Below are 12,709 nucleotides of genomic sequence, written 5' to 3' on the forward strand. Positions count from 1 at the left end.
GTACCGAACCGTCAGACGTGATGGGAGCAAACCGCGGGAAATCGTTCTGACGACGGGAATGGCTTACCTACCGCCCGGCCTGAAAGCCTGGCTGGTCACCTCGTACGAGGACATCGAATTCGTTCTCCAGGACCCGCGATTCCGCAAGAGTATCGACCGGGCCATGCCGCTTTTCGCGGCGCATTCTGCCGACGGTTCCGACGGTTCCGACGGTTCCGACGGTTCCGGCAGTTCCGACGGTGCCGAGGAAGCGGGTGGCGGGGCTCGTTCGTCCCTGCTCTACGACAACATGGCGAACAACGATCCGCCGAAACACACCCGGCTGCGCAAGCCCCTCAACGCGACCTTCACCGCCCGGTCCGTCGCCGCGCGGAGGGATGACATCCGCCGTTGCGCGCACGAAACGCTGGACGCCGTGGCCGGATCCGACAGCTTCGATCTTGTCCAGGATTTTGCCTTCCCCTTCTCCATATCGGTGATCTGCCGCACTCTCGGCGTGCCCGACGAGGACCGGGGCACCTTCCACGGCTGGGTCCAGACCATCACCGGCGACGCCACGCCCGAGGCGCTGCGGCGGGACGCCGGCCGGATGACCGAGTACCTGCGGGGACTGATCCGGGCCAGAAGAGAGGCTCCCCAAGAGGACGTTCTCAGCCAGCTCGCCACGTCCCTCGACGAGCCCGAGGCCGTCGCGCAGGCGTACGCGCTGCTCGCGGCCGGTTACGAGACCACGGCGAACCTCATCACCACCGGCTTCCTGACGCTCGACGCCCACCCCGGGCAGCGCGACCGGCTGTGGGCCGACCCCGCGCTGGTGCCGGGCGCGGTCGAGGAGATGCTGCGCCACCAGTCGCCCTTCAACCTGTCCCTCTACCGCTACGTCACGGAGGAGGTACGGCTGAACGGGGTGACCATCCCGGAGGGCGCCATCGTCTTCCTCGCCTTCGCGGCGGCGAACCGCGACGATGGCCGGTTCGACGACCCGGAGCGCTTCGACATCGGCGCGCCCCGCCGGGAGCACCTCGCCTTCGGCGGCGGTATCCACAACTGCATCGGCAAGCACCTGGCGCGTCTCGAGGTCATCGTCGCCTTCGAGACGCTCATCGAACGCTGTCCCGGGCTGCGGGTGTCCCAGCCCGCCGCCGCCCACGAGTGGAAGGCCAGCCCCACCTTCCGGGGCCTGCGGAACCTGCGGGTCGGGCCCGGCCCGGTACCGGGGAGGGAGGCGGCGTGACCTCCGTACCGCACCCGGTCGGTGACCGTCCGGCGCCCATCGCCGTCATCGGCATGTCCTGCCGCCTCCCGGGCGCCGGGGACCCGGCCCGCTTCTGGCTGAATCTGGTCGGCGGCGTGGACAGCGTCGGAGCCGTACCACCGCACCGGTGGACCGACCGTCCCCACGGGGCCGCCGAGGCGGGCACACCGGCGAACAGCGCCGCCGCCACGGCTGCCCGGGGGAATGCCGCCGCAGCAGCGGGCTCGGCGGTGCCGGCCGCCCGTCGTGGCGGCTTCGTCGACGACGTCGAGGGCTTCGACGCGGGCTTCTTCGGGATCTCGCCACGCGAGGCCCGCTCCATGGACCCACAGCAGCGCCTCCTGCTCGAACTCGCGTGGGAGGCACTGGAAGACGCCGCCATGCCGGCGGCGGAGGTGCACGGCAGCCGCTGGGGAGTCTTCGTGGGCGCCTCCGCCGACGACTTCCGCCTCACGTACCTCAACTCCGCCGCCCTGGACCGGTTCGGCCACACCGGCAGCAGCCGCTGCATGCTCGCCAACCGGGTCTCCCACCACTTCGGGTTCCGTGGCCCCAGCGAGGTCGTCGACACCGGGCAGTCCTCGTCGCTGGCCGCCGTGCACCGCGCGCTGACCGCGCTGCGGACCGGTGAGTGCGAGGCGGCCGTTGTGGCCGGGGTCCACCTCAATCTCCTCCAGCGCGTCACCGACCAGATCGACCTGTGGGGCGGTCTCTCCCGGGACGGTCACTGCCGCACCTTCGACGCCCGCGCCGACGGTTACGTACGGGGCGAGGGCGGCGGCTGTGTCGTACTCAAGCCGCTCGACGCCGCGCTGCGCGACGGTGATCCCGTCCAGTGCGTGGTCCTCGTCGGCGCCACCAGCAATGACGGTGGACGTGGCGGGCTCACGGTTCCCTCGGCCGATGCCCAGTACGAGGCGATGACCGCCGCCCGCGCCGCCGCCGGAGTGAGCCCGGACGACATCGTGTACGTCGAACTCCACGGCACCGGCACCCCCGTGGGTGACCCCGTCGAGGCGCGCGCCGTCGGTGCCGCCGTCGGCCGGGGCCGGCCACAGGGCAGCCCCGTACGCGTGGGCTCGGTGAAGACGAACATCGGGCACCTGGAATCCGCTGCCGGCATGGCCGGATTCCTCAAGGCGTGCCTGATGCTGCGGTACGGGCAACTGCCGCCGACCCTGCACCACAGCGCGGGCAACCCGGCCATCGCGTTCCGCGACCTCAACATCGAGGTCGTCACGAGGCTGGAGGACCGGCCGTTCGGGGACGGCGAGGCCGTCGGCGTCAGCTCGTTCGGCATGGGCGGCACCAACGTCCACGTGATCCTGGGCCCCGCGCCGGCGGCCGCGCGCGAGCGGCTGGACGGCGCGGAGGAGGAGCCCACCGTGCCCACCGTCTGGTGCCTGTCCGGGCGCACCCCCCAGGCCGTCCGGGAGCTGGCGGCGGCGTTGCTGGACCACCCGTTCCCGGCCGGCCGGCCACCGGTCGGCGCCGTGGCAGGCGCGTTGGTCCGCCGTACCCACTGGGAGCACCGCGCTGCGGTCGTGGGGTCCGGGTGGGCGCACTTCCGCGAGGGGCTGGCGAAGGTGGCCGCGGGCCATGGCTTCGCCGTCCCCGCCGACTGGCTCACCGTGGCCGGAGGCGACGGCGTGCGGTGTGTGGAGGCCGCGAGCGCCTACGTCCACGGCGGCGACAGCGCCTCGGTCCGGGCCCTGGTGGGTGACGGGCCGCGCAGGGCGCTCGGCCTGCCGACCTACCGCTTCAGTAGAGAAACGTTTCCCCTCCCCGGTGGGGCCGCCCAGGCCGCACCGGCGACCAAGGTCGAAGCCGCACCCGCACCCGCACCGGCGGCCGCACCCGCGCCTGCGGCCGAGGCCGAAGCCAATCCCACACCCAAGCCAAAACCCGAGACAGAGGCCGAACCCAATCCCGAGACAGAGGCTGAAACCGAACCCGAGACGGAGGCCGAAGCGACCCCGGCGGTCGCGTTCCGCGCGACGTGGCTGCGGACCGCGCCCGGCGCCGACCGTGAGTGGCTCGTGCGCTCCGTACTGGAGCGCGAACTCGCCGTCGTGCTCGGCGGATCGGTTCCCCGGCTCGACCCGGACCTGTCCTTCACGGACCAGGGCATCGACTCGATGTCGCTCATCGAGTTCCTCGACCGCATCGTCGACGCGACGGCCTTGGACCTGTCCGAAACGGTCCTCTTCGACCACCCCACCCTGAGTGAACTGGCGCAACGCGTCGACAAAGAGATGGAGTCCGAGCATGGCTGAGATGGCCGAGTACGACGCGACACGCGACGCCATCGCCGTGATCGGGATGGCCTGCCGCTATCCCGGCGGGGTCACCAGCCCCGAAGCCCTCTGGGAGCTCGTCCGGGACGGCCACGACGCCGTGGGCGACTTCCCCGCCAACCGCGACTGGCACACCGAGGACCTGTACGACCCCGCCTACGTCCGACAGGGCGGCTTCCTGCACGACGCGGACACCTTCGACGCCGCGTTCTTCGGCATCCGCCCCGCCGAGGCCAAGGCCATGGACCCGCAGCAGCGCACCCTGCTCCAGGTCACCTGGGAGGCCATCGAACGCGCGGGCATCGTGCCGTCCTCCCTCAAGGGCTCCCGCACCGGCGTCTTCGTCGGCCTGATGCCCAACGAGTACGGCATGCCGCTGTGGAAGTGGCAGGAGGAGACCGCCGGGTTCATGGGCACCGGCACCTCGCCCAGCGTCGCCTCCGGCCGCATCGCCTATCTGCTGGGCCTGGAAGGCCCCGCGCTCACCATCGACACGGCGTGCTCGTCCTCCGGCGTGGCCATCCACACGGCCGTACGCTCGCTGCGCAGCGGGGAGACCGACCTCGCCTTCGCGGGCGGCTGCACCGTGCTGGCCGGGCCCGGCATGTTCGTCGACTACGCCCGCAAGCAGGCGCTGTCACCGGACGCGCGCTGCCGTACGTTCTCCGACGCGGCCAACGGCACGGTGTGGGCCGAAGGCGCGGGCGTCCTCGTCCTGGAGCCGCTGGCGAAGGCCAAGCGGCTCGGCCGGACCATCCTCGGGGTGATCCGGGGCACCGCGGTGAACCAGGACGGCGCCAGCAACGGTCTGACCGCCCCGAGCGGCCGTGCCCAGGTGAAGGTGATCAACCAGGCGCTGGCCGACGCCGGGCTCGGGCCGGGGGACGTCCAGCTCGTCGAGGCGCACGGCACCGCGACCAAGCTGGGCGACCCCATCGAAGTCAACGCCATCCACGCCACGTACGGGCAGGGCCGGCGTGACGAGCCGGTGTGGCTCGGTTCGCTCAAGTCGAACATCGGTCACTCCATGGCCGCCGCCGGTGTCGGCGGCGTGATCAAGTGCCTCACCGCCATGCGTGCCGGGCAGATGCCCCGCACCATGCACGTCGACGGCCCGCTCAACTCCCACGTCGACTGGTCGGGCACCGTGGAGGTGCTGCGGCACAACCGCGACTGGCCGCTGCGCGCCGGGGTCCGCCGGTGCGCCGTGTCCTCCTTCGGAGTCAGCGGCACCAACTCGCACGTCATCCTGGAGAGCTGGGAGGAGGACCGGGACGCCACCGCACCCGAGGACGACGGCGCGGACCGTCCCGCTCTGCTGAAGCTCTCCGCCAAGACACCCACCGCGCTGCGCGCCTACGCCCGGGCGGTGGCCGACCGGATCGCCACCGGCACCGCCTCGCTGTCCGCCCTCTCCCACGTGCTGCGCACCGAACGCGAGGACCACGACTGCCGTGCCGTCCTCCTCGGCACCGGCCGACCGCAACTGACCGCTGCGCTACGGGAGTTCGCGGAGGACACCGACGACGCCGACGACGGCACCGGCGGCACCGGCGGCACCGGCGGCCCCCAGGGCGCCGGACGCACCGGGGGCCCGGAGGCCGCTGCGGCTGCCGTGCACGGCGAGGCGCGCCGTATCCGCCGGCCCGTCTTCGTCTTCCCCGGCCAGGGCTCCCAGTGGCCCGGCATGGCCGCCCGGCTCCTGGTCGAGTCGCCCGTCTTCCGGCAGCGCGTCGAGGAGTGTGCCGCCGCCTTCGAACCGCACCTGGACTACGACCTCATGGCCGTGCTCCACGGCGAGGACACCGGCGTCGATCCGGAGCGGACCGACGTCATCCAGCCGCTGCTCTTCTCCGTGATGCTCGGCCTCGCGGCCCTGTGGCAGCATGCCGGGATCGAACCCGCGGCCGTGGTCGGTCACTCGCAGGGCGAGGTGGCCGCGGCCTGCCTGGCGGGCGCCCTTGACCTGGAGCAGGCGGCCGAGGTCGTCGCCTGCCGCAGTCGGGTCCTGGAACGGCACGGCAGGGGCGGGATGGCGGCCGTCGCCGCCTCCGCCGACGAGACCGCCGCCCTCCTCGCCGAGGCCGGTGCCGATCTGGTGATCGCGGCCACCAACGGGCCGTCCTTCGTGATCCTCTCCGGTGACGACGAGCCGGGCCTGGCGCGGCTCCTGGACCTGTGCGACGACCGGGGCGTCTACGCCCGCCGAGTCCCGGCCAAGTGCGCCTCCCACTCCCCGGTCGTGGAGGAGCTCGAAGACCTCATCACCGACGGGCTCGCCGGCATCACCGCCCGCGCCTCCGCCGTCCCCGTGTTCTCCACCGTGGAGGGCCGCCGCATGCGCGGCGACGAACTCGACGGTGCGTACTGGTACCGCAACCTGCGAGGGCGCGTACGGTTCGCCGAGACCATCGAGGAGATGGCATCGCACGGCTACGACGCCTTCATCGAGATCAGCCCCCACCCCGTGCTGACCGGCTCCCTGGAGGCCATCCTGGGCGGTACGGCCGGCCGTGCGCCGGTGTGCGGCACGCTCAAGCGCGACCAGGGCACCTGGGAACGCTTCCTGATGTCCGCCGCGACGGCGTACGTGCAAGGTCACCCGGTGGACTGGCAGCGGCTGCTGCCCGCCCCCGACTCCGTCACGGCCGCGAGCCTGGCCACCGTGCGTGCCGAACTTCCCACCTACCCCTTCGAGCGCAAGCGGTTCTGGCTGCCCTCCGAGCCCGTCCCGGCCTTCGCGCGAGCCGCGCGGCCGGCCTTGGAGCCGGCCACCGCGGAACCCGCCGCGCCACACGCGAGGGGAACGGTCCGCGACGGCGCCCACCCCTTCCTCACCTCCGTCGTCGACACCCCCGACGGCACGGTGGTGATGACCGGCCGTCTGTCGGTCCGCAGCCACCCCTGGCTCATGGACCACCGCGTGGAGGACACGGCCCTCCTGCCCGGCACCGCCTTCATGGAGCTGCTGCTGACCGCGGGCCGTGAACTGGGCTGCGAGGGCATCGACGAGATGCTGCTCAGCGACCCCCTGATCCTGCCGATGGACGGCTCACCCGTCGACGTCCAGGTGACCGTGGAGCCCGCCGACGCGCGGGGCGCCAGAGCGGTGACCGTGCACTCCCGCAAGGCAGGCGGCGACTCCTGGCAGCGCCACGCCGACGGCGTCCTGGCCGCGCCCGGGCCACAGCCCGCTCCCGCAGCCGCCGAACCGGCCCTCCCGCACGGCGCCGCCACCCTGGACATGGACGCCATGTACGCGCGGCTCCGCGAGCGCGGGTACGGCTACGGCGAGGCGTTCCGGGGCGTCCGCTCCGGCGCGCACCGGGGCGACGACGTCCACGCGGCCGTGGCCCTGCCCGCCGCCGCGCTCGTCAACCACAGCGGCTTCGCCGCCCACCCGGCGCTGACGGATGCCGCCCTGCACGCCGCCGTCGACTGCGGGCTGCTGGGCGAGCCCGCCGCGGGCCGGATCGCCGTGCCGTTCGTCTTCCACGGCGTACGCCTCGGCCCCGCGGTGCCGGGGGAGACCTGCCGGGCGTTCGCCCGCCGGGCCGGCGACGACGCGATCTCCCTCACCCTGACCGCCGACGACGGCACGGTCGTGCTGGCGGTCGAGCGGATGGTCGTACGCGACCTGGACCTCGCCCGCGCCACCCATCCGAGCCCGGACCAGGGCCTCGCGACGGACCTGGGCCTGGACCTGGACCGTGCGGGGCTGTACACCGTCGCCTGGGAAGAGGCGACCCGTGCCGGCGCCGGGTCCTCCGATACCGGCACGCCGCGCCTGTGCGTGGTCGGCGGGGGAGAGGGCCGGCTGCCGGGCCTGCTCCGTGACGCCAACCGCGGTGGCATCTCGGTCGCCACCCTCGACGAGGCGATCATGATCGTTTCCAGTATCCCGGGCGACTGGCAGGTCGTCGTCCCCTCCCCGGAGGGCGGGAACGACCCGGCGGCCCAGCTCCACGCCTCCGCGCAACGCACGCTCGACACCCTCCAGACCTGGCTGCGCGCCGAGGACCTGGAAGGCCGCGCGGTGCTGACCTTCGTGACGCGCGACTCGGTCGCCGTACCCGGCGACGAGACGTTCGCCCTGGGCGACAGCGCGGTCTGGGGCATGGTGCGCTCCGCGCAGACCGAGCGCCCAGGCCAGTTCCGGATCGTCGACGTCGATGACCACGCCCTGGAATCGGCCGAGCCGCTCGTACGCGCACTCGCCCGGACCGAACCGCAGCTCGCCGTACGGGCCGACCGTGTGCTGGTGCCGCAGCTCACCCCGCACACCGCGCCCGCCGGCGACACCACGCTCGGTGCGCCCGACCTGAGCGGCGGCACCGTCGTCATCACCGGAGGCACCGGCACCCTCGGCCGCGCCGTCGCCCGCCACCTGGTGTCCCGGTGGGGCACCACCTCGCTCGCCCTGATCAGCCGCAGCGGCGAACGGGCCCCCGGCATCGGCGAGTTCCGCGCCGAGATGGCCGGCCTCGGCGCGACCGTACGCGTCCTGGCGGCCGACGTCGCGGACGCGGACGACGTACGGCGAGCCCTCGCCGAGGTCCGCGCGAACGGGCCGGTCACCGGCGTCGTCCACGCGGCGGGTGTGCTCGACGACTCCACCGTGGCCAACATGACGCCGGACCAGCTCCATGCCGTCCTCCGCAGCAAGGCCGACTCCGCCCTCCACCTCGATGCGGCGACCCGCGACGACCGGTTGAGCTGCTTCGTCCTGTTCTCCTCCCTCTACGGCGTCCTCGGCGGGCCGGGCCAGGCCAACTACGCGGGAGCCAACACCTTCCTCGACCAGTTCGCCGCCCTCCGCCGCGCCGAGGGGCGCCCGGTGCACGCCGTCGCCTGGGGGCTGTGGGCCGAGGCGACCGGCATGACCGGCCACCTCGACGAGGGGGACCTGCTGCGGCTGCGCCGCAACGGCGTCGCCCCCTTCGCCACCGAGGACGGTCTCGCGCTCTTCGACAGCGCACTGACCAGCGGCACCGCGGCACTGGTGGGGGCCCGGCTGGCCTTCCCCGACGAGGGCACGCCCGGCCCGGTCGACGGACCCTTCCTGCTGTCCGCCCTCACGCAGCGGCGCCTTGGCGGGACGGCCCGGAACCGGAGCCGGTCCGCATCCCACCAGGTCCACCGTTCCCCGGCCGCCACGGCAGCCGCGCCATCCGCCGTTCCCGCCTCCGCTCAGGCCGCCGGCGGTGCAGATCGGACCCCGGCCATGGCCACGGCCCCGGCGGCCGGCTCCCGCGGCGCCGGCTCCGGAGCCGAGGCGGTTCGCGCCCTGCTGGAGTCCCCCGACACGTCGGCGGACCAGCGGATCGCCGCCCTCCTCGGCGTCATCAAGGACCATGTCGCCGCCCTGCTCGGCACCAAGCCCGACCGCGTGGACGCCCAGCGGTCGTTCTACGAGATGGGCTTCGACTCGCTGACGTCCATGGAGCTGCGCAACCGGATCGGCCGCGGCCTGGGCGTACGGCTCGGCGCCACCGCCGTCTTCGACCACCCGAGCCCCGAGGAGCTGGCCCAGCACGTGGCCGAGCACTTCACACCCCAGCCTTCCGCTCCCGTCTCGGAAGGGGCGGCAGCAGCCCCCGACTCCACTGCCGCCTCCGCCACGGACGCCGTAGCGGACCCGGCGCCCCGACCGGCCACCGAAGCCGCACCCGAACGGGCCGTCGCGCCCCGACCGGCCACCGAAGCCGCACCCGAACGGGGCGCTGGGGCCGAGCCCGAACGGGCCGGGAAGCCGTCGCGCCCGGACTCGCCCCCGTTTCCGCTGACGAAGCTCCAGGAGGCCTACCTGGCGGGCAGGGCCGGCGACTTCGAGCTGGGCAACGTCCCCACGGTGCTGTGCATCGAGGTCGACCTGGCCGGCTTCGACGTCCGGGCGGCGGAGGAGGCCTTCCGGCGCCTGGTGGAGCGGCACGAGATGCTGCGCGCCGTGTTCGATCCGGCCGGTCACCAGCGGGTGCTGGGCGAGGTGCCGGGCTGGTCCATCCCCGTCGAGGACATCCGGCGGCTGACCGCCGACGAGCGTGCGGCCCGGCTGGCGCAGATCCACGACGAGGTGACGTCCCGCACCTTCGACACCACCCGCTGGCCGCTGTTCCTGATCAGGGCCACGCGCGTGGACGACACGGTCACCCGGCTGCACGTCGCCATCGACGTACTGATCTCGGACGGGGCGAGCAGCACCCTGCTGTTCAACGAGTGGGCCCGGCTCTATCGTGACCCGGACGCCGAACTCCGCGCCCCCACCGGCTCGTTCCGCGACCACGTGGAGGCGTTGCGGGAGTACCAGGCATCGGACGCCGTCGAACCGAGCCGGACCTACTGGCGGGAGCGTGCCGCGTCGTTGCCGCCCGCCCCGGAACTCCCGCTGGCCGTAAAGCTGGGGGAGATCACCCGGCCCGTCTTCGGCAACCGCTTCATCCGGGTCGAGTCCGACGACTGGGACCGCTTCAAGAAGAACGCGGCCTCCGCCGGAGTGACCCCTTCCAGTGCCGTCCTGGCCGCTTACTGCCAGGTGCTGGCCACCTGGTCGAGGACGCCGGACTTCACGCTCACCGTGCTCGTGTCGCACCGGGGCGCGACTGGTGACACGGACATGTCCGACGTGGTGGGGAACTTCTCCTCCACGAACCTGCTGGAGGTACGGGTCGACCAGGAGGCGCCGTTCCGGGAGACGGCGGCCGCCGTGCAGCGGCAGCTCATGCTCGACATGGAGCACACCGCCTACACGGGACTCGACGTCCTGCGCGACCTGAGCCGGCTGGACGGCGAGGCGGGACGGGCCCGTATGCCGGTCGTCTTCAACAGCACGCTGGGGGGCCAGGCGCACTCCGCGGACGGGCCCGGGGCGGGCCCGGTGGGCGCGCTGTGCCTGATGGGCGACTCGGGAACGCCGGTATGGAGCGGGGTGCGGACGCCGCAGGTCATCCTGGACCACCAGGCGTTCGAGGAAGCCGGTGCATTGATTCTCAACTGGGACGTCGTCGAGGAGGCCTTCCCCGAGGGCGTCGTGGACGGCATGCTCGCCGCGTACGAAGGGCTGATCCGTGAACTCTGTCGTTAAGTCCGCCTGGGCGGAGCCCGTTCGCCTTCCGTACGCGGGGCACGGCGCGCTCACCGCCGCCGGGACCCCGGACAGCCCCGAGCCGGCCGCCGCCGAACCGCTCGTACCGTTCCCGGCGGACGCGCTCCTGCACCACGCCGTCGTGGCCCGGGCCCTGGAGACCCCGGACGCGGTCGCGGTCGTCGCCCCCGGGCGCACCCTCACCTACCGGGAACTGGCCACCGAATCGGCCCTGCTGGCGCACCGGCTCGCCGACGCGGGAACGGCCCCCGGGTCGCTGGTCGCCGTGGTGATGGAGAAGGGCTGGGAGCAGGTCGTGGGCTGCCTCGGCGTCCTGCGCACCGGTGCCGCCTATGTGCCCGTCGACCCGCACTGGCCGGCCGCGAGGATCGCCGGTGTGCTCGGCGCGGCGGGGATCGGCCAGGTCCTCACCCAGCCCGGTGTACGTTCCACCGTGGCCTGGCCCGAGGGCACCGAGGTCTTGGAGGTCACCGCGGTGACAGGGTCCGACGTGCCCGGCGACCTGCCCGACGGCCCCGACGTCACGGTGTCGCCGGACGACCTGGCGTACGTCATCTACACCTCCGGATCCACCGGCGTACCCAAGGGCGTGATGATCGAGCACGGCCCGGCCGTCAACACCGTCCGCGACGTGAACGACGAACTGTCCCTCACCGCCGAGGACCGGGTGCTGGCGCTGTCCGCGCTCCACTTCGACCTGTCCGTGTACGACATCTTCGGCCCCTTGTCGGCCGGCGGCGCCGTCGTGATCCCCGCTCCGGGCGACGAGCGGGAACCGGGCAACTGGCTGCGCCTGATGACCGACAGCGCGGTGACGGTATGGAACAGCGTCCCGGCCCTCATGGCCATGCTGTGCGCCCATGTCAGCGGTGAGACGCGGCCCCCGTCGAGCCTGCCGCCGCTGCGCGCCGTCCTGATGAGCGGCGACTGGATCCCGGTGTCACTGCCCGACGAGGTGCGGGCGTTGTTCCCGAACGCTGTCCAGTGGAGCCTCGGCGGCGCCACCGAGGCGTCCATCTGGTCCATCTGGCACCGCATCACCCCCGAGGACCGCCACCGCACCTCCATCCCCTACGGCACATCGATGCGCAATCAGCGCGTCTTCGTCGCCGACCGGCTGCTGCGCCCGCGCCCGTACTGGGTCACCGGCGAGATCTGCGTCGCCGGCGCCGGCGTCGCCCGCGGCTACCTCGGCGACGAGGAGCGGACCCGGCGCAGCTTCGTCACCGATCCCGCCGGCGGCGGCCGCCTCTACCGCACCGGCGACTGGGGGCGGCTCCTGCCCAACGGGGAGATCGAGTTCCTCGGACGCCGCGACGACCAGGTCAAGATAGGCGGCCACCGCATCGAACTCGGCGATGTGGAAGCGGCCCTGCTGAGCTGCCCGGGAGTCCGTGCCGCCGTCGCCACCGTCCACGGTGAGCGCGGCCGGACCCGCCTGACCGCCCACGTTCTCCTCCAGCCCGGGGCCACCCGCTCCGGAGCGGCCCTCCGCGGTGACCTGGAGCAGCGCTTGCCCACCTACATGCTCCCCTCGGCGGTGTCGGTCCGCGACACCTTCCCGCTCACCCCCAACGGCAAAGTGGACCGCGCCGCCCTGGCCGCCCTGCCCGACGAGGCAGCCACGGACGACCCCGACACCGCCGTCCCCGAAGGCCCGGCGGACGCCGAGGAGCAACTGCTCCTCGGCATCTGGAGCGACTTCTTCGACGTACCGGACCTCTCGGTGACCGACAACTTCTTCCAGCTTGGCGGCGACTCCCTGCGCGCGGTACGCCTCGTCTCCGCCATCCGCCGCGAAACCGGAACCTCCATGCCCGTAGCCACCCTCTTCACCCGCCCAACGGTCCGCGCCCTGGCCCAGTGGCTGCGGGGCACCCACGAGCCCAAGGGCCCCGCCGAAAGGGACGCCACACCCGCCTGACCCTCTCCCCGCAGCGGGGGGGGGGGGGGGGGGGGGGGGGCGGGGAGGGGGAAAAAGACCCGAGCCACCTCCACACAAACAACACACCCGCGAAAGGGGGGGAGAGAAGACGGGGGGGAGGAGGGGGAGAA

Annotated in this window: 4 protein-coding genes; all 4 read left to right on the forward strand. The window is 73.2% G+C overall.

Annotated features, from left to right (window positions below; translation table 11 throughout):
* The first annotated feature begins 163 nt into the window (after positions 1-163).
* Genes ACZ46W_RS34110 through ACZ46W_RS34125 form a run of 4 tightly spaced genes read left to right on the forward strand, consistent with a single transcriptional unit; the run spans position 164 to position 12,578 of the window.
* Positions 164-1,234: a cytochrome P450 gene (locus tag ACZ46W_RS34110; RefSeq protein WP_468346051.1), complete on the forward strand. Its 1,071-nt coding sequence runs from the start codon at positions 164-166 to the stop codon at positions 1,232-1,234.
* Entirely contained in the window at positions 1,231-3,531 is a 2,301-nt protein-coding gene (locus ACZ46W_RS34115) for a beta-ketoacyl synthase N-terminal-like domain-containing protein (RefSeq protein ID WP_468346053.1), read from the forward strand. Before ACZ46W_RS34110 ends, ACZ46W_RS34115 begins: the two co-directional genes overlap by 4 nt.
* Positions 3,524-10,633: an SDR family NAD(P)-dependent oxidoreductase gene (locus ACZ46W_RS34120; RefSeq protein WP_468346055.1), complete on the forward strand. Its 7,110-nt coding sequence runs from the start codon at positions 3,524-3,526 to the stop codon at positions 10,631-10,633. The genes ACZ46W_RS34115 and ACZ46W_RS34120 overlap by 8 nt, the downstream gene beginning before the upstream one ends.
* Positions 10,617-12,578, forward strand: coding sequence for an amino acid adenylation domain-containing protein (locus tag ACZ46W_RS34125; RefSeq protein ID WP_468346057.1), 1,962 nt, complete (start codon positions 10,617-10,619; stop codon positions 12,576-12,578). Before ACZ46W_RS34120 ends, ACZ46W_RS34125 begins: the two co-directional genes overlap by 17 nt.
* Positions 12,579-12,709 lie beyond the last annotated feature (131 nt).

The sequence above is a fragment of the Streptomyces sp. NPDC031064 genome (genome assembly GCF_055570965.1).

Excerpts from the sequence above, each read along its gene's own strand:
- ACZ46W_RS34110 (WP_468346051.1), top strand. The coding sequence starts at position 164 with ATGCCGCTTTTCGCGGCGCATTCTGCCGACGGTTCCGACGGTTCCGAC.
- ACZ46W_RS34120 (WP_468346055.1), top strand. The coding sequence starts at position 3,524 with ATGGCTGAGATGGCCGAGTACGACGCGACACGCGACGCCATCGCCGTG.